Source organism: Aquimarina spongiae (genome assembly GCF_900141785.1).
Classification (GTDB): domain Bacteria; phylum Bacteroidota; class Bacteroidia; order Flavobacteriales; family Flavobacteriaceae; genus Aquimarina; species Aquimarina spongiae.
In genome coordinates, this window is sequence record NZ_FQYP01000004.1 from 256,710 (window position 1) to 276,381 (window position 19,672).

General features: G+C 34.4%; 16 protein-coding genes and 1 tRNA gene. 7 read left to right on the forward strand and 10 right to left on the reverse strand.

Features of this window, described 5'->3' with window-relative positions; translation table 11 throughout:
• The 7 genes from BUE24_RS10770 to BUE24_RS10800 form a co-directional block, all read right to left on the reverse strand.
• Positions 1-2,058 (reverse strand): T9SS type B sorting domain-containing protein, encoded by a 2,058-nt coding sequence (locus BUE24_RS10770; RefSeq protein ID WP_084549488.1) that lies wholly within the window; start codon positions 2,056-2,058, stop codon positions 1-3.
• Positions 2,059-2,628: 570 nt separating this feature from the next.
• Complete coding sequence (locus BUE24_RS10775) at positions 2,629-3,153, reverse strand: OmpH/Skp family outer membrane protein (protein ID WP_073316027.1); 525 nt, start codon at positions 3,151-3,153, stop codon at positions 2,629-2,631.
• Between the two features lie 229 nt (positions 3,154-3,382).
• The gene (locus BUE24_RS10780; RefSeq protein WP_425290162.1) at positions 3,383-4,252 is read right to left on the reverse strand and encodes a class I SAM-dependent methyltransferase; all 870 of its coding nucleotides are present in this window, start codon (positions 4,250-4,252) and stop codon (positions 3,383-3,385) included.
• 104 nt (positions 4,253-4,356) lie between these two features.
• Positions 4,357-4,836: a hypothetical protein gene (locus BUE24_RS10785; protein ID WP_073316028.1), complete on the reverse strand. Its 480-nt coding sequence runs from the start codon at positions 4,834-4,836 to the stop codon at positions 4,357-4,359.
• Entirely contained in the window at positions 4,836-6,707 is a 1,872-nt protein-coding gene (gene mnmG, locus BUE24_RS10790; RefSeq protein WP_073316029.1) for a tRNA uridine-5-carboxymethylaminomethyl(34) synthesis enzyme MnmG, read from the reverse strand. The genes BUE24_RS10785 and mnmG overlap by 1 nt, the downstream gene beginning before the upstream one ends.
• A gap of 76 nt (positions 6,708-6,783) precedes the next feature.
• On the reverse strand, positions 6,784-7,212 hold the full coding sequence (gene ybeY / locus BUE24_RS10795) for an rRNA maturation RNase YbeY (RefSeq protein WP_073316030.1): 429 nt from the start codon (positions 7,210-7,212) through the stop codon (positions 6,784-6,786).
• Positions 7,205-10,576 carry a DUF4175 family protein gene (locus BUE24_RS10800; RefSeq protein WP_073316031.1) on the reverse strand — a complete coding sequence of 1,124 codons (3,372 nt, stop codon included), beginning with the start codon at positions 10,574-10,576 and terminating at the stop codon, positions 7,205-7,207. Before BUE24_RS10800 ends, ybeY begins: the two co-directional genes overlap by 8 nt.
• A 101-nt stretch (positions 10,577-10,677) precedes the next feature.
• Here BUE24_RS10800 and BUE24_RS10805 point away from each other — a divergent pair, with 101 nt between their 5' ends.
• The 5 genes from BUE24_RS10805 to BUE24_RS10820 all read left to right on the forward strand — a co-directional run bounded on the left by BUE24_RS10805 (position 10,678) and on the right by BUE24_RS10820 (position 15,451).
• Entirely contained in the window at positions 10,678-11,718 is a 1,041-nt protein-coding gene (locus BUE24_RS10805; RefSeq protein WP_073316032.1) for an alkane 1-monooxygenase, read from the forward strand.
• Between the two features lie 125 nt (positions 11,719-11,843).
• Positions 11,844-13,355 carry a glutamate--tRNA ligase gene (gene gltX / locus BUE24_RS10810; RefSeq protein WP_073316033.1) on the forward strand — a complete coding sequence of 504 codons (1,512 nt, stop codon included), beginning with the start codon at positions 11,844-11,846 and terminating at the stop codon, positions 13,353-13,355.
• A gap of 106 nt (positions 13,356-13,461) precedes the next feature.
• Positions 13,462-13,638, forward strand: a complete 177-nt coding sequence (locus BUE24_RS23940) for a hypothetical protein (protein ID WP_170864591.1) — start codon at positions 13,462-13,464, stop codon at positions 13,636-13,638.
• 65 nt (positions 13,639-13,703) lie between these two features.
• The gene (locus tag BUE24_RS10815; RefSeq protein WP_073316034.1) at positions 13,704-14,657 is read left to right on the forward strand and encodes an SPFH domain-containing protein; all 954 of its coding nucleotides are present in this window, start codon (positions 13,704-13,706) and stop codon (positions 14,655-14,657) included.
• 284 nt (positions 14,658-14,941) lie between these two features.
• The gene (locus BUE24_RS10820) at positions 14,942-15,451 is read left to right on the forward strand and encodes a hypothetical protein (protein ID WP_073316035.1); all 510 of its coding nucleotides are present in this window, start codon (positions 14,942-14,944) and stop codon (positions 15,449-15,451) included.
• A gap of 33 nt (positions 15,452-15,484) precedes the next feature.
• Here the strand turns inward: BUE24_RS10820 and BUE24_RS10825 are convergent, their stop codons facing one another.
• Positions 15,485-17,530: a glutamine--tRNA ligase/YqeY domain fusion protein gene (locus BUE24_RS10825; RefSeq protein WP_073316036.1), complete on the reverse strand. Its 2,046-nt coding sequence runs from the start codon at positions 17,528-17,530 to the stop codon at positions 15,485-15,487.
• A gap of 160 nt (positions 17,531-17,690) precedes the next feature.
• On the opposite strand from BUE24_RS10825, the gene folB reads away from it, so the two are divergent.
• Both folB and BUE24_RS10835 read left to right on the forward strand, forming a co-directional pair.
• A complete protein-coding gene (folB, locus tag BUE24_RS10830) occupies positions 17,691-18,047 on the forward strand; it encodes a dihydroneopterin aldolase (protein ID WP_073316037.1) in 357 nt (118 codons plus the stop codon).
• 93 nt (positions 18,048-18,140) lie between these two features.
• A tRNA-Cys gene (locus tag BUE24_RS10835) sits at positions 18,141-18,211 on the forward strand.
• 31 nt (positions 18,212-18,242) lie between these two features.
• Here the strand turns inward: BUE24_RS10835 and BUE24_RS10840 are convergent.
• Together BUE24_RS10840 and BUE24_RS10845 are read right to left on the reverse strand one after the other, a co-directional pair.
• Positions 18,243-18,941 carry a LysE family translocator gene (locus tag BUE24_RS10840; protein WP_073316038.1) on the reverse strand — a complete coding sequence of 233 codons (699 nt, stop codon included), beginning with the start codon at positions 18,939-18,941 and terminating at the stop codon, positions 18,243-18,245.
• Positions 18,942-18,980: 39 nt separating this feature from the next.
• Positions 18,981-19,655: a head GIN domain-containing protein gene (locus BUE24_RS10845; RefSeq protein WP_073316039.1), complete on the reverse strand. Its 675-nt coding sequence runs from the start codon at positions 19,653-19,655 to the stop codon at positions 18,981-18,983.
• Positions 19,656-19,672 lie beyond the last annotated feature (17 nt).

A 19,672-nucleotide genomic window follows, 5' to 3' on the forward strand; every position in this document is an offset into this window, starting at 1 on the left:
TTATCTCATTACCGTTATCGAACCTTTTCTGACGACGGAGTTGTTTTTAGTTATTATGTAATAATATATCGGATTTTGACCCGACGATTTAGAATTCTCAAAAGGCCAGTTATTTTGATAACTAACCCCTGAAAAATCAACTTGACCATTGATATCATAAATTGTTACTTCTACATCTGCCTGATTGAACAAAGAGTCTGGCAAAAACCAATTATCATTGATATTGTCACCGTTTGGTGTAATAATATTTGGAATAATCTCAGTTACCCCTTGTGAGCCTATGATTACAGGATCCAATCGAACCTCACAAATGGCAGAAGTTACTGTCACTCCGTATTCGCCTTGTTCGGTCACTACCAGAGTATTATTAGTTTCCCCATCAATCGGTACATCTTCTCCATCTACCACGGTAAACCATTGATAGGTATATCCTGGATCAGAGGGCACAGACAAGGTTACCGAACCTCCTTCTGTAAGCACCAAAGGATCTGCGGTAATTACTGTACCTGGTGGTATAGGAGCCACTGTTAAATCATTTGAAGGAACATCAACAAATTCTCTAGTTCTTAGTGTAGCAAAAAGCGTATATACATCTCCGATATCTGAGCTTGATACAGTTATCGATGTAGTGGTATCTCCTGTTGGGATTCCATTTCGACGCCACTCATAATCAAAAAACCCTAATTGTTCTTCGGTAAGCGGTACTTCTAGGCCGTCTACCGTAGTTTGACCAATAATCTCTTTGAGTTCTAGCACAAAAGAATCAGAGTCACAGACGTTTTCTCCTTGTGGCCCAATCACCACGGTAAAACCAGTTGGCGCCAATATGTTTGATTCTGAAAACAAGAAACTATTACAAGCATCCAATGCATCAATTTCTACTCTGTACAAACCGACAAATTGAGCTTCTAGAGAGGTTGTTCCTCCTGATAAAACACCTTGTGTTTGTGGATTAGTTTCTACAAACCATCTGAAGGTACTCCCATCTGGAGCATCTGTCATGATTTCCAGATTGATTGTTTGTGTTGGTAAAAGAATTAAATTTTCTGGTAACGGTTGTGTAATCGAAGAACCTTCGTTAATCACAGTTACCGGTGGTATTTGGTTCTCATCTAATGTACAGTCTTCACTTAGACTGATGCTTAACGAATACACTCCTGCAAACTCATTGGTAGGTAGGGTTATGGTTGGACCCACTTCTCCGTCTATTGCCACATCATCTTTGAACCACTGATAGGTAAATCTGGTGTCTTGCAGACTGGACTGTAATACTTTGGTATCGTTTGGACAAAATGCAAAATCACCCATTGGGTCTGCATTTTCTATAAACGCTGTAGACACATCTACTAAAGATACGTCTACTCGGTTGGTTTCTTCGAATGTAAAAAAGTTTTGACAGTTACCTAGTGGGATCCTGGCAAAATAAGTGCCGACCTCGGTGACGACCAGATTTGGTGTCGTCTCTCCTACAATAAGAGACCCGTTCCTAAACCATTCCCACTCAAAAGAATCAGCGGCAACAGCATTGCCGTCCAGATCTTCAAGTCGTATAGATAATGTTTTTGAGAATGAACTGACGTTACAAAAGATCACGTCCTGTCTTTCATTCAAAAATAAATCTATATCGTTTCTAAAAAAATGAAACGCGGTTGGATCAGACAAACTACTAAAAATCGGAGGATCTGTAGTTGTACGTACTCTTAACCTGTAATTATCACTATTGGCATCCTCTGGAATCGGAAAATTCTCAAAACGAATCTCCGACTCTGAAGCGGAACCATTGTTTGGGCCTGGTGCTGTATCAAGTATAGTAATCGCATTTGGGTCGTCAAAACTACCATTGGGATCAGAAAGTTCTAAGATGAACTCATTATTAGAAGGAAGTGCATCCCCAGGAGAGAGTGTTGCAATGACGGTAAAGGAGTTGAAAAAGCTATCGGCACAAGCCGCAAAATCTTGAAGTTCAGGAGCCCCAATAGTTCTTTGCGACCAAAGTTCATTGCTATTAATGAACGATAGCGCACAGACGAGCATTATGAGGTTAAGTTTACTTTTCATGATATCACACTTTTAAAGGGGTGGATATGCTAATTATCAACGAAGCGATTTGGGGCGCTTGTTAATAATATTGTTAATATATTTTTTACCAAGTCATAAAATTATAAATTAAATATTTATATCAAACGAAAATTTTAATTTTTTTTGTAATAATTTTCTGACTTATTTTTTCAGGTCCTATTGGACTCATTTATAAGATACATCCTTATAATTGAATAATATACATAATTTTTTGTTAATCAAGCAATTGTAATACGTTAAAAAAACCAAATATGGGTTCGAAAAAGACCAAAATCTCCCTTAAAATCAGTATTAAATTTGCAGAAAATCATAGAAAATCATTAAAAAAAGCTGGATTTTATCAACATTTTAAACGTTAAATAAATTCAGAAAAAGGCAACTTTTTTCGATAAAGTGTAAAATAGTAAAGTTAAAATCTCCCCTATTTTGTTACCAAAAAAGCGTTAAAAAACGATCGTTTATTAACATATTTCTTCTGCAAATTGGACATAAAAAAAACTCCATCAATACGCGTTGATGGAGTCTATATAACGTATAAAAAAATATACTTTATTCTTCTGTTTTAACTTCTTCACCGTTCAATTCTTTTAGAATTTTTTCGGTAATATCTAATTCTTCTTTTCCATACAGAATATTACTTACTTCGGTATCTCCATAGATATAGGTATATCCATTTTTCTTACCGTAGTCTTTGATAAAATTCTTTACTTTATTAATAATAGAATCGATTTCTTTTTGGCTTCCTTGTTGAATTTCTTGCATTCTTGATTGTTGTTCTCTTTGAAGCTCTTGTTGCTTTACAACCAATTCTTGCTGTTTCTTTTCTCTATTAGATTTAGACATTTGGTTGGCGATATTCTGGAATCCCTGTACCTCTATCTGAAATTGTTTGGCTTTTGCTTCAAGTTCGGCTCTAACTTCATTATTTCGTTTTGTCCATTTTTCTTGAGCAGTTTTCATTTCTTTAAAATCAGAAACTACTTTTGTATTATTTACGTAAGCTGTTTTTTCTACCTGTTGATTGCATGATCCCAAAATAAAAGCAACGCTTGCAATCCATAAAAATTTTCTCATGTTTCAAAAAATTAGTTCTGGGCAAAAATATCAAAGTTCAACTCATAAAATTGATTATTCAGTTTAAAAAAACAATATATAAGTAAAAACAATACTTATTTGACCTATCATTTATAAATCCTATTAAAACTCAATTAAAATAAGCCGATTTAAGCCACTTTTTAAAAAAAGCAATGTAGTTTTACTAGAAAAGGTCAAATATTAGATAAAAAACGTCCCAAAATAAGAATTATGAATTTTTGAGTACATAAACATGGGACGAATACTCTTTTGAACGTATTGCTTTTATATTAGAACGAAAACCAATCCAAAAAGCACTTAAAAAATTCATTTTACTTGTTTTATATTTTTCGGACAATAGTGACACATAATATGCATCAAAATGCATAGGCAAGGTTTGTGTCAAATTCAATCCTTGTTCTGCAAATAATTTTTGAATTGCATTTTTCGAAAAATGCCACAAATGTCTAGGAACATCAAAAGCAGCCCAAAAAGATTTGTAGTGTGTAGCATCATAAGATTTAAAATTAGGAACAGCTACAATAACATACCCTCCAGGTTTTAGTAATCGTTTTATTTCTTGTATTTGATGTTGTAAATCGGGAACATGTTCTAGTACATGCCAAAGTGTAATTATATCAAAAGAGTGATCTTCAAATTCATCAGTCTTTGTGTGTAGTAAAACCTCTTTTTGTTGGGCTAATTGTTTTGCCTGTTCGTTTGGCTCGATTCCAGACACTGTCCAACCTCCATTTTTTGCTTTTGATAAAAAATCGCCAGTACCGGCTCCAATATCCAAAATAGTTCCTGATCCATTGTTCAGCTTAGTAATCAATCCAACTTTTTTGCGTAACGCATAAGACTTTACTAAATGGTACACTTTTTCAAAAAGAGATCTTTTGTTATCGGTATGAGAAATATAATCTTCGCTCTCATAGTATTTCCCTAAATCCTCTTCTTTAGGTTTTGGAGTAGTCACCAACATATCGTAGTTCGTATCAGAAATCAAATGAAAAGTTTCTCCAGAAACTGTATGATCTTTACAGCTTACAAAAATGGGTTGTTCTTCTTTTTGCTTTTTCTCTTCCAAAACATTCACAATTTAGTACTGGTATTTTGTTTTACATTAAACACAACTCTCATGACAAAACGCAAAAAAAGTATCTACTATTGGATACTTTTTATTTTGTGTTCCACGTGGAACTATTCTTTGGTGGTATCGTAAATTTCTACCTCTAGCAATTTACTTAACTCTTCTGCTTTTTGTAATGCTTCTTTATAATTCTCCGTCTTAAACAGAGAAACATATTTGTTTCCTGTAAAAAAACGAACTACTAATTTTTCATGTCGCTCTTTAGTTCCGATTGCACTTACCGCTCCCCATTCATTGTCCATGGAAAATGATCCAGAGAAAACTGAAATATAATCCGGAAAATCTAACTCTAATTTTGAACTAAAAATTACAACGCCAAAGATTGAATACAATTTTCTGTTCTGAAAATTCTCTGTAATCTTATAAGAAACGGAAAAACCAAACAATAGTAAACTCCCTGCCGAAAAAAGAACTCTGCTTACTAACGGCTCTGTATTCTGAAACGCATAAAAAATGGCAAAACACAAAATTAAAGCCGAAAGTATTTTTCCTTTTAGTGCTCTATCTTGTTTGCAAATTACACTTTTCATTATCTCCCCATATAAACTAATAGCACAGAAATGTCACTTGGTGATACTCCACTAATTCGAGATGCCTGAGAAACCGTAGCTGGTTTTATCTTTGACATTTTCTCTTTAGCTTCATAAGACAAAGATTTCAGTTTGGAGTAATCGAAATTTTCCGGAATTTTAATATCCTCTAATCGATTCAATTTATCCGCATTATTTTTCTCCTTTTCAATATATCCCGAGTATTTTACTTGAATTTCGGCTTGCTCCAAAACTTCTTTGTCCAAATTTTGATCCTTGATGTATTCCTGAACCTTTTTGAACTTTTGAATATCTTCTAAAGTAATTTGAGGTCTAGCAAATAATTTAAACATCTTTCCGCTCTGTTTTACCGGAGCAGAATTTTTTGATTCTAAAACCGGATTTGCTTCTTCTGGAGTTACACTTGTATCTTTAAAAAATTGAACAAAGTCTGATGATTTTTTTTCCTTTTGTTCCATTCTTCGCATTCGTTCTTCAGAAGCTAAACCAATCTCAAAAGATTTTGGAGTTAATCTAAAATCAGCATTATCTTGTCTTAGCAAAGTTCTATACTCCGCTCTTGATGTAAACATTCGATATGGCTCTTCTGTACCTTTAGTGATTAGATCATCAATCAACACCCCAATATAAGCTTCACTTCTTTTCAAAATAAAAGCATCCTTTTCCTGAACTTTTAAAGCAGCATTTATTCCCGCCATCAAACCTTGAGATGCTGCTTCTTCATATCCCGTAGTTCCATTAATCTGTCCTGCAAAAAACAAACCAGAAACTAATTTCGTTTCTAGTGTGTGTGATAACTGTGTAGGTGGAAAATAATCATACTCGATTGCATATCCCGGTCGAAAAAATCTTACGTTTTCAAAACCTACTACAGAACGTAACGCTTTAAATTGTACATCTTCTGGTAAGGAAGTAGAAAAACCATTTACATACATCTCTACAGTATTCCATCCCTCCGGTTCTACAAAAATCTGATGCCTATTTTTTTCAGAAAAGCGGTTAATCTTATCTTCTATCGATGGACAATATCTAGGCCCAATACTTTTGATTCTTCCATTAAACATTGGAGAACGATCAAAACCTTCTTTAAGCAAATCATGAACCAACGGAGAAGTGTATGTCATAAAACAAGATCGCTGTTCGGAAAGCGGTTTTGTTTTATCACTGTAACTAAATTTCTCCGGCAAATCGTCTCCAGGTTGTTCTACCATTTTTGAATAATCCAAAGATCTTCCATCTACTCTTGGTGGTGTTCCTGTTTTCATTCTACCAGCATCAAATCCTAAACCGATCAACTCTTCGGTAATTCCTGTAGCCGCTCTTTCACCTGCTCGACCTCCTCCAAATTGCTTTTCTCCTATATGAATTAAACCATTCAAAAAAGTACCATTGGTTAAAACGACCGTCTTGGCTTTTACTTCAATTCCCAAAGATGTTTTTACTCCTTTGATCTCTCCATTTTCGATCAACAGACCACTTACCATTTCCTGATAAAAATCTAAATTCTCGGTCTGCTCCAAAAGTAATCTCCATTCTTCTGCAAACCGCATTCGGTCACTTTGAACTCTTGGGCTCCACATTGCAGGACCTTTTGATTTGTTCAACATCTTGAACTGAATCGCTGTTCGATCACTCACGATTCCGCTATACCCTCCGAGCGCATCAATCTCTCGAACAATTTGTCCTTTTGCAATTCCTCCCATAGCAGGATTGCAACTCATTTGCGCAATGTTTTGCAAATTCATTGTAATCAACAATGTTTTACAACCCAAATTAGCGGCTGACGCCGCTGCTTCACTTCCTGCATGTCCTCCTCCAACTACTACAACATCATACTCTGTATCAAACATAATTTTATCTCATTGTTCCACGTGGAACGTTACTCACTTTGTTGAAAAAATTTGTTCCACGTGGAACAAATTTATATTACAACTTAGGATGTTCCACGTGGAACATCCTAAGTTTTTCATCTTCTTTTTGTCTCATAAGAGAAGCTTCCTTGTCTGTCTTGTCCTTGAAACCACAAAGATGCAACAGTCCATGAACCATCACTCTTCTTAATTCTTCTTCTACCGAAACGTCATAGTTTTTTGCATTATCTACTACCCTCTCATGAGAGATAAAAATATCTCCATTTAATAAATTTCCGATGGTATCATCAAAACTTATGATGTCCGTATAGGTGTGGTGATTCAGAAACTTTTTATTAATCTCAAGCAGGTACTCATCGTCACAAAAGATATAACTAATTTCTCCTATGCTCGTATCCTCAGAACTAGCAACGGCATTTAGCCAACCCATTAATTTAGGTTCGTTCAAATGCCCTACAACTGTCTCGTAATAAAAGTTAATCATTGTCTTTCTTGAAATACTCTTGTACCTTTTTCTTGTAATTTTGCCGCAAAGGTAATACTTGTCTGTTTAATATCTCTGTAGTATTGAAATATTGTTTAGCATTTTCCAATTGGATCTTACCTGTATTTTCAAACAATCTTTGATTCGTCTCACTTTCTCTTTTATCCTCTTCACCTTGCTCAAAAGTTGCATCTTTAAGTTTCAACAACTCGTGTTTCAAGTTCAACATTCTACTTAAGGTTCTTTCATTAAAACCCTTGTCCAACAACTCCTGTTCTACCTGTTCCATTCTACGCAACAACTCACTTCCTTCACCATTTCCTTTACCTAACTTCTCGATTCGATCGGACAATGCATTTCTTAATTCCTGTTGCTTCTTGTATATTTCGTATAGCTCTCCATTTAAATCTTCTTGCAACTTATCCTGTTGACCCTGCCCATTGTTTTGTTCGCCATCGCTATTCCTATTTCCCTTTTTTCCTTCCTTTCCTTTTCCTTGTTCCCCCTCTTTTTGATCCCCTTGACTTCCTTCATTCTGTTGGCCTTCTTGTTCACCATTTTTCTTATCTCCTTTTTTCATACCCTTCTGCATTTGTTCATTCAACTCTCCCTGTTGTTTAATGATATCTGGAAGTTGGAATTCGTTCTGACCACTTTGTCCTTTGCCTGCAGCGGACATACTATTTTGCATTTGGTCCAAAGTTCTACTTAACAAATACGCCAGATCATTAGAACCTGTAATTGTATACTGCTGGTTAGCTGTACCCTGTACTATTTGATTTTCGGCTAAACGTTCTAAGGATTTATCGATATTAAATTCGATATCATTTAATTTCTGAGTTACGTTTTCTGTAATCTGAGGAGTTCTTAATGCAAGAGAATACAAACTATCATCTATGTGTATAAAATTCTCCCTCAACACACTTTGCCTTCTTAACTTTGTTGAATAGATTGGATTGTCCCTATCTATACCTTTAAAGTCTTTCATTAAGTCTTCCTGTCCCAAAGAAAAATCAACTAGATTGTCCAATATTTGTCTCAGCATTTCCATGTCCTCCATCTGCTGTTCACCTCCTGCCATATTCATCTGCATCTTCATATTGTTACTCATTTGCTTCATCTTCTGAGCAGCACTTTTTTGATTCTTCTTTGCTTCGTTATTCTTTTTATTCTCTAAATTTTCCTTGGCCTCATTCTGATCCTTTTCTATATCCTGTTCATCTTTCTTGTCCATTTTTAGATCCATTGGTTTTTTCAAATCCTTATTGGCCTTTCTCAATTCCTCTAATTCTTTTTGAATATCCTTGAATTCATCATTCAATTTCTCTTGTTCTTCCTTGGTATTTTCCTCTTCATTTTTTTCAGATAATTCCTCTTGCTTATCAGATAACTCTGATAACTTCTCCACCATTTTTTCATGCTTTTCTGTTACATAATATCGCTTTGTTAACTCCAGTAACTGCTCTAAGTTCTTCTTCAGATTCTTGTTTTCCTTCCCTAGTTCATCTAGCTTTTTGGTCAACTCTTCCTTCTGAATTTTATCAGATAACTTTTCTATTTCCTCTAGCAACTTTTCATTCTTCTTTAATCGTTCTTCATTTCTTTCCAGTCTTTCCTTTAATGCATTTTTAAAAGGTTCTTCCTTTTCCTTATTAAATTCTTCCAAATTATCCTTTAACTGCTTTGAAAAATCCTGCATCATCTTTTCCTGTTGCTTCTGTCTCTTTAGAAAATCTTCCAACTTTCGCTTATCATTAAAATCTAATTCTTTCTTTTCCTTCTGAAGTTTACTTATACTCTTTAACTCCTCTTCTTGCTTTTTAAATTTATCCAAAGACTTATTTAATCCCGAAATCGCTTCATTCTGTTTCTGTAGTAATTCTTCCTCTTTTTCTATTTCAGTTAACTTTCGGAAATCAAAAACCTGACTCTTCGAACTTTTATAATTATGTATCACATCGTTATCAAAAACTTCAAAATAGAATTCGTAATTGGCGCCATCAACCAATTGTAAATCTCCAGGAAAAGCATAAATAAACTCGTCAAAAACCGAACCTCTTATGGGAAGATTTACTGTTTTTCTGTTGTCAAATTCTTCTGTATTATAATACACCAAACGTAAACTACTCAACCCATAATCATCACTTATCCTCCCAGAAAAATACATCGTTCTATTATCCAAAGTATCTTTCTCTGATCTTAAATTAAGCTCTGGATATTGATCCTTCACTACATTCAAAGTAAAGGATAGATTATCATAATTTTCTACATTGTGATTAGAAGTGGTAATCTCATAGTCCATATTGGAGAAAACCTTCATCTCATGATTAAACTCATTTTCATCTCCATTAAGAGGAATAATACTATCCTTCGTTTTAATATCCACCTTTTCTGTATTTCTAGTAAATACCATCCACTTCACTTTTGTTCCTTCTGGAATAGTTGCATTACCCGAACTTTTTAAACTTTCATCTACCTTCTTGGTATACCCCGGATAATCTAAAAACATCGTAAAATCCAAAAGCGCAGGAATAGGAACCACATTTAATGTATATGAATTTGTGCTAATATTATTAGCACTTATCACAAAATCAATTGATTCCTTAGGTTGCACAAAAACATACTCAAACTCACCAACACCTGTATTTTTCATAAAATACACTTCATCATTATAAGTTACCGTAGCAGTTTCAGGTACAATTTCACCACTAGTTCTAACCCTGAGTATATAATCCTTGTGTTCGAAAGCATTCAATTCTTTATTCACAATAAAGAAACTAAACGGCGCCGGTGGTTCATAAGCCACATTGTAATTTACCACCCGATCGTAGCTATCAGAAATCCAACTTATTCTGTTGATAGCCAATAGAACTAAAAATATAGTTATAGGAATTGCTGCATACTTCAAGAACTTGATATTCCCTTTAAAATTGATCGCTAAAGAAAACGGAACCGGACGTAACTCTTTTGATCTTTGATCTATACTTGCCAACAATAATGAAGATTCCTCATTGCTGTCCTTAAGTTGTAAAAGATTCAATAACTTATCATCTACTTCAGGAAAATGATTTCCTATAATTGTAGAAGCATCTTTATAATCGATTCCTTTTGCTAAACGAAATAACTTAGCTACAGGTATCAAAATAAACTTAACAAACAAACCAAACTCTACCGCGACAAATAACCAAAACAGAATTGTTCGACCTACCGGACTTAACCAAAGAAAGTATTCTATCAACATTGTTAAAAAGAAATACAAAACTCCTATTGCAAAGAAAAGAATCACTCCTTTTATCAAATCATTGATATAATACTTCCTTACAAATCCCTCTAACTTATTCTTTATAATATCAAAATTCTCCATAAAACCTTTGTTCTAGTACCTGTAACTTTTAAAACTACAACTTTATTTTTAATAGAATTGTTATATTTATGATAATTCAATCCATTAGCTCCTAATAACTTATGAAAGATCTAAAATATATTACCGCTTACACCATTCCTCTGATGGCCATTATTGGTCTTTTGCTTCAAGGATATTTTACCTATTTAACCCTCATTTATGCCTTTGGTTTCATACCTCTGTTGGAGTTATTTACAGCTGCTTCTACCCGTAATGATGATCAACCACAAAAAGAAGAAAAATCCAAGAACAAACTTTTTGACTGGATGCTCTATTTTAATTTACCTATAGTTTACGGAATCCTATTTACAACGCTTTACGTATGTCATAATACTAATCTTGAAACCTATGAAATTGTTGGTATCATACTCTCTACTGGAATCATTCTAGGCACCAATGGTATTAATGTCGGTCATGAATTAGGCCATAGATTCACCAAAGAACGCTTTATAGGAAAAGCACTTCTACTACCTTCATTGTACATGCATTTCTATATTGAACATAATTTTGGCCATCATCTTAAAGTAGCAACTAAAGAAGATCCCGCTACGGCAAAATATAATCAACCTGTTTACTTCTTTTGGCTCTCTTCTACTCTTGGGCAATATCTGAGCGCATGGCGTATACAGCTCAATTTATTGAAACAAAAGAATCAATCTTTTTTATCTATAAAAAATGATATGCTTTGGTACCTTCTTATACAAGCATCATACCTCTCACTAGCTTATATATTATTTGATTTTCAAGGATTAAAAATTGCTTTCTTTAGTGGCATTGTTGGTTTTTTACTTCTTGAAACTATCAATTATATCGAACACTATGGATTAAGGCGCAACAAAACTTCTTCTGGCAGATATGAAAGAGTGAGAGAGATTCATTCCTGGAATTCTAATCATTCTCTAGGAAGAATTATACTCTACGAATTAACCCGACACAGTGACCATCACCACCGTGCCTCCAAAAAATATCAATTATTGGATCATCATGATCAAAGTCCACAACTACCTTTTGGCTATCCTACATCCATGGTTCTTTCTTTATTACCTCCAATTTGGTTTATGATTATGAATAAACGAGTTCCACGTGAAATGAAAACCTCATAAATTCATAATCAAATCAATACACATATCCTCCAAAAAACTCTTTATTTCACTTATGAAGATTGTATCTTTGTGCATGATTATTTATGATAAAACAATTATCATAAAGCGCATAAAATTACACGATCATGACAAAACAAGTTAGGGTACGATTTGCTCCCAGCCCAACCGGTCCTTTACACATTGGTGGAGTAAGAACCGCTTTATTCAATTATTTATTTGCAAAAAAAAACAACGGTACGTTTATCTTACGTATTGAAGATACCGACCAAAATAGATATGTACCAGGAGCAGAACAATACATTAAAGATGCCTTAAACTGGTGTAATATTCCTTATGATGAAGGTCCTGATCAGGAAGGATCATTTGGTCCTTATCGTCAAAGTGAAAGAAAAGATCTTTACAAACAATATGCAGATCGTCTACTGGAAAATGGAAAAGCATACTATGCATTTGATACCCCTGATAGTCTTGATCAGTTAAGAAAAGAACACGAAGCCAATAAGAAAACTTTTATCTACAATTGGCATAATAGAAACGAACTCGATAATTCTTTAAGCTTATCTGCAGAAGAGGTTCACGACAAATTGGCATCTGGTGTACCTTATGTAATTCGATTCAAATCTCCACAAGACGAAACATTACATCTCAAAGATGAAATAAGAGGAGATATCAAAATAGACACCAACACTTTGGATGATAAAATTTTATTCAAAAGTGATGGTATGCCCACCTATCATCTTGCTAACATCGTAGATGATCATTTGATGGAAATTACTCATGTAATTAGAGGTGAAGAATGGTTACCTTCTCTAGCACTTCATTTTATGCTATATCAAGCATTAGAATGGGAAGCTCCTGTTTTTGCTCACCTTCCTTTAATTCTAAAACCTGTCGGTAAAGGAAAACTAAGCAAAAGAGATGGTGACAAATTAGGATTCCCTGTATTCCCATTACAATGGAATGATCCGAAAACCAACGATCTTTCTGCCGGATATCGTGAAGATGGTTATCTTCCTGAAGCCGTAGTAAACATGCTTGCCTTTTTGGGTTGGAACCCTGGAACCGAGCAAGAACTTTTCTCCCTTGATGAATTAATTCAACAATTTGATCTTTCGAGAGTGAATAAAGCCGGGGCCAAATTTGATCCAGAAAAAACAAAATGGTTTCAACAACAGCACCTACAAAGACTAGATAATTCTGAACTGGTAGGTGCATTCAAAACCATATTAGAGCATAAAAAGATCACCACCGATGCTCCTATCGAAACTGTAGTTGAAGCAGTAAAAGAAAGAGCGGTATTTGTAAATGATCTCTGGGAACTGTCCTCCTACTTCTTTATACCACCTACTCAATACGATGAAAAAGCTACAAAGAAAGCCTGGAAAGAAGATACGGCTGATCTTATGCACGAGCTAACTCGGATACTTAGCGATATTGATGACTTTACTCAAGATAACGTTTCCCAAATCGTAAAAGCATGGATTACTGGAAAGGAAATAGGTTTTGGAAAAATAATGATGCCTTTACGAGTAGCACTAGTCGGATCATTGCAAGGAGCGGATCTATTTTTGATCGCTTCTATAATTGGTAAAAAACAAACCATTTACAGAATTGAAAGTGCTATAGAGCAGCTTTAATCTTGTTTGTTTTGCAATACTATTTTTATTGTTCCACATCGAACATATGTAACGTTTTCTAAAAAACCGACACATATATAATACTAGAATCAACAAAAATATAGCAATGGCAAAAACATTTAGAGTACTAAAACTATCCAATGTATGGTCGACCGAAAAGCTAAGGAAAGAGGTTGAAGATACCCTTAATCGTGTTTCAAAAGATGGTTGGGAAATAGTTTCAGTAGCATTTGGTTCGAGTAATGCGCAGATTGCTACTGCTATGATTACCATTTCAAAATAGTGTATTGCAATACATTTATTTTGTACATTCATTTACATAACTATTAACTTTAATCAGAAAAAACAATGGGTATATTATTAATTCCGGTACTAATTTTTGGTTTTATTGTTTTGTTCTCCTCATTCTTTGTGGTGAAACAACAAACCTCTGCCGTGGTAGAACGTTTTGGAAAGTTTTTGAGCTTCCGTAATTCAGGACTCCAAATGAAAATTCCAATAGTCGATCGTATTGCTGGTAGAATCAATTTGAGAATACAACAGCTTGATGTAATCGTTGAAACGAAGACAAAAGATGATGTGTTTGTACGTTTAAAAATTTCTGTACAGTTTCAAGTGATCAAAGAGAAAGTATATGATGCTTTCTATAAACTAGAAAACCCACATGATCAAATTACCTCATACGTTTTTGATGTTGTACGTGCCGAAGTTCCTAAAATGAAATTGGATGATGTCTTTGAAAGAAAAGATGACATTGCTATTGCCGTAAAAGCAGAATTAAATGAAGCAATGATCAATTACGGATATGACATTATAAAAACGTTAGTAACTGATATTGATCCAGATCTACAAGTTAAAGAAGCAATGAACCGTATTAATGCTGCGGAACGTGAAAAGATTGCTGCAGAGTATGAAGCAGAAGCTGAGCGAATTAAAATTGTAGCAAAAGCACGTGCTGAAGCCGAAAGTAAACGATTACAAGGACAAGGTATCGCCGATCAACGTAGAGAAATTGCAAGAGGACTGGAAGAAAGTGTAGATGTGCTTAACAATGTTGGTATCAATTCTCAAGAAGCTTCAGCTCTAATTGTAGTTACTCAACATTATGATACTTTACAATCTATAGGAGAAGAAACCAATAGTAATTTAATATTACTTCCAAATTCTCCTCAAGCAGGAAGTGATATGTTAAATAACATGATTGCTTCTTTTACCGCTTCGAATCAAATTGGTGAAGAAATGAAAAGACAAAATGCAGCTAAAGGAATCACCAGAAAGAAAAAACCTGGAACCGAAGAATAACATTTTTTTATCTTAAAAATCAACCCGACCTATGCTCATAGGTCGGGTTTTTTATTTTTTTGTTGCAAACTTATGAAAACGGGCTTATTTTTGTTAAAAAATCAATTACAGGGTTTTTAGCACAGTTTTTGATTTCCCTATATAGATTTACATTCTGTTATTTTTTTAATCGTTTAAAAAGCTTTATTTAACGTTATTTTTAATAAGAAAAAGTGATAAATACTGTAAATTTATAAATAAAACTTATAGTCGTAAACTTAACAATTTTTATAAAACGTAGTCCCATGAAAAATTACTTTTTACTGTTACTTTTGGTCACAGGGAGTGTTTTTTCGCAAAACGCAAACACTCTTAAAAAAACTGCACTAAGAGATGCTAAAGCAACATCAAAAGCATCCGTTGATAGAAATTTAAGTCAAATGCTTAAATATACTCATCCAAATATTTTTGACGCCTTTGGACAAGAACAATTGATGGAAACCATGAATGATAATTTCAGAACTATGGATGCTCAAAATATTAAAGTTAAAAAATCTAAAATCGAAGAAGTTGCAGAACTTAAAAAAGAAGGAAAAGAATATCGGTGTCTGATAAAGAATACTGTAGAGATGGACTTTAGTGGTAGATCCGTAGTGATAAAAGGTTCTTTATTTGGATTTTATGATTCCAAAAAATCGCAATGGTATTTTGTAGAGTCCAATAAATTACTTGATGATCCTGATACTCAGAAACTGTTTCCAAATTTTAAAACAGATATAGAGATACCTCTTGATGAGCACATCGCAGAAAACTAATAAAAAAGCCCTCTATTTGAGGGCTTTTCTTTTTTAGTTAATACTATATTTTTTGGCAATTTCTTTAGCTTCCGTTTGTAGTAATTCGTTGCCGTCTTCTATTCCTTTCTGAATAAATGCTATCGCCAATTCATCTGGTTCCATATTCTTTGTTTCAAGTACTATACCCAACGCAATTGTAGTAGCAATGCGGGTTCCAACCTTTTTTGCCGCTGTGTTATATAGCGGAATCAACTCCTCAATTTCGACTTTTTTTGCCGCCTCAATGATCTTATTTTTTAGCACAGCTCTTTTCTCTTCGGGTAAATTGGTGTACTTCTTCCCTGCTCTTTTTACCTCTTCTATAGCACGAACCTCTCTCTGCTGATTTTGAGCTGGTTTATTGTTGTTATTTTGAGATTGTACAGGTTTAGCCTTTGCCCAGGTATCTCTTAATCCTACAGTCTTATTAAATACCAAAAGATTATCAGAACTATCAGGATCAACATTAAAATATCCTAGTCTTTGAAATTGAAATTGTTCAAGTGGTTGCACCTCTTTTAAGCTAGGTTCTACATACCCTGTTATGATCTTTAGAGACTCTGGATTAAGGAACTCCATAAAATCTTTATCCTTATGTCCAGCAGGTGCTTCATCATTAAATAATCGATCATATACTCTTATTTCTGCGGGTACTGCATGTGCTATAGATACCCAATGCAAAGTTCCTTTCACATTGCGTTTAGAAGCTTCTGTACCACTACCCGATCTGCTTTCTGGATCATATGTACAGTGGATTTCGGTGATGTTTCCTTCATCATCTTTTACTACACTTTCTCCCTTAATGATATATGCATTTTTTAAACGAACTTCCTTACCTAAAGTAAGTCTGAAAAACTTTCGGCTAGCTTCTTCTTTGAAGTCCTCTTTTTCTATATATAACTCTCTAGAAAATGGAACTTTTCTAGATCCTGCACTATCATCTTCAGGATTATTTTCGGCTTCTAACCACTCCTCTTGTCCTTCAGGATAATTCGTGATTACCAGTTTTACCGGGTTCATAACCGCCATTACCCTAGGCGCTATTTTATTAAGATCTTCTCTTACACAAAATTCTAACAAAGAAACATCGATAACATTTTCTCGCTTGGCCACACCTACTGTTTCTACAAATTTACGTATCGATGCTGGAGTATATCCACGTCTTCTAAGGCCAGAAATAGTAGGCATTCTTGGATCATCCCATCCTTTGACAATACCTTCTTCTACCAGTTTAAGGAGCTTTCGCTTACTCATAATGGTATAACTCAAATTAAGCCTGGCAAACTCCCTCTGTTTGGGTCTTATATGCTCACTATACACCTGATCCAAAAACCAGTCATATAATTTTCTATGAGGTTTAAACTCCAAAGAACATAGGGAATGAGATATATTCTCGATGTAATCACTCTCTCCATGTGTCCAATCGTACATAGGATAAATACACCATTCGTCACCTGTTCTGTGATGTGATTTTTTAAGGATACGATACATTAATGGATCCCTCATTAACATGTTTGGATCAGCCATGTCAATTTTGGCGCGAACTACATGTGCTCCTTCATCAAATTCTCCATTTTTCATCCGTTCAAAAAGATCCAGATTTTCGACTACAGACCGGTCTCTATAAGGACTATTTGTTCCTGGTTCTGTAGTGGTACCTTTTTGCTCTGCTATAGCTTCTGCAGTTTGAGAATCCACATATGCCTTATCCTCTTTAATTAACTGTACTGTCCAGTCATATAACTGTTGAAAATAATCTGAAGAATAGCATTCTCTATCCCATGTATACCCCAACCAGGTAATATCCTCTTTTATTGCATCTACATATTCCTGCTCTTCTTTTGCAGGATTGGTATCATCAAACCTAAGATTGACAGGAGCATTATATTTTAACCCCAAACCAAAACTTATTCCTATAGCTTTGGTATGTCCTATATGCAGATATCCGTTAGGTTCCGGAGGAAAACGAAAACGCAAATTGCTAGTGTTCATTCCATTTTCAAGATCCTCTTCTATAATATGCTCTATAAAATTGAGCGATTTTTTCTCTTCAGTCATTACAAAGTAAATAAACCACAAAACTACAAATTCTTATGTTGCTTCACTACATCAAAAAACCTTTAATTACATTATTTTAAATATGATCATATCCATACGATAACCAGAATTTTTGACTCGAATATTAATAAAGATTCCTTTACCTTTGTCAAAAACATCTGTGGGAATAATTAAACTGAAAAACATCAAGATATATGCCTATCATGGATGTCTTGTTGAGGAAAAAAAAATAGGATCCGACTACAGAGTTGATCTTAAAATTAAAGCAGATTTAACTCAATCTGCAGCGTCAGACCGTTTGGCTGATACCGTAGATTATGTACATTTAAATCATATTGTAAAAAAAGAAATGGCTATTCGATCGAAGCTTTTAGAACATGCGGCAGAACGAATATTGGTAAGAATACTCAAAGAGTTACCTCTCGTTGAAAAAGCAACAGTAGATGTTTCAAAAATTAATCCACCTATTGGAGGAAATGTTGAAATGGTTACTATAACCCGAAGTAAAAATCGTTAACTTTGTACTTTCGTTATATTGGAATGCAGTTTTAATGCAATTTCTTACTAAGAAATAATAAATTTTTTTACATTTGCCTTCCAACCAAAAACTGGTGTCGTGGCCGAGTGGCTAGGCAGTGGTCTGCAACACCATCTACAGCGGTTCGAATCCGCTCGACACCTCAAAAATCCTGTACATTTTGTACGGGATTTTTTAGTTAAAAGCAGGAGTTTCTGGAGTTATTCTTTCTATTTCATTTTGTATTCTCTCCTCCATGGTATCTGGTAAGACTCCTTTTAATATTAAAAACACTCCAAAAACAACCATCAGTATACTAATTACTCTTTTGGTCATATATGTTCTTTTTGGAGTCAATTTTCTTTTTAAGCGTTTGGCCAATAACATTTTGAACACATCAATAAACAAATATGTACCTAGAACAATACTGAAGAAATACAATATTCTATTGGTATTCATATCCAATTGTGGTCCAATAACAATGATAATACTCAGCCAGAAACCCAATACTCCGATATTGATAAAATTGAGCAAAAACCCTTTTACAAAGAGCATCAAGTAATTCTGTTTATTGATTATTTCTACCGACGTATCTCGAAGTTTATTATAGTTTTTACGTTCCTGGATAAAAGAAATTACTCCATAGGTAGCCAACAACATCCCACCAAAAATAAATAACGCAGGATCATCTTTAATTTTTTCAAGAATTTGATTGGTACTAAAATATGCGATAAGAATAAAGACAATATCAGCAAAAATTACACCCAGATCCAACGCTAATGCAGCTCGAAAACCTTTAATAGCCGCTGTTTCTAAAAGCACAAAAAAAACAGGCCCAATCAAAAAGGCTAATAAAAATCCTAATGGTATTGCGGCCTGAGCATCTTGAAGCATATGATAAGTGTGTCTATACTACAAAGGTAAAAAAACTACTTAGTTAACTTCTATGATTTTACCTCCCAATAATTTTTGAGTATCCATTTCTGTTGGATTTCCAAAAATTCTTATGGTACCTCCAGCATTGGTATTGGCTTTGATGTACTTTCTGGCAAAAACTTCTGCAGTTCCTCCGGCGCTTACCCTTACCTGTACTTCGTTACTTTCAAGTTCACTAGCGTAATATTGCCCACCAGAGTTAATTATAATTTCCTGTTCCTTTGCTTCACCTTCAAGATCAATTTCTCCACCTGTTACCGCTTTTCCGTACACAAAATTGGCATCTACTTTTCCAATGACCTTTCCACCTTCTTGCGCACGGATATCCAAATCTCTTGATTTGATAACGTCCTGGGCGATAATCCTGGCACCTTCGTTGGCATCAATCTTTTCAATTTGTTTATAATACACGGTTACTTTGGTGTTGTTATTATCCCAAATATTATCTACAAACATTCGTATTTTCAACAGATCATCTTTCAGAATCACGTCTACTTCACGTCTTTTTATTCCAGTTATTTCAACCTTATTTTCATCACTCTCCACCAAGGTTACACTGATTTTATCAAATACCTTTAGTTCAGTAAAATCTCCAATGTTTTTGGTCACTACGTCCTGAGCATTTATCGAGAGTAATGGTAACCATACCCATAAAAAAAGAATCTTTTTCATATCAAAAATATTTTAAG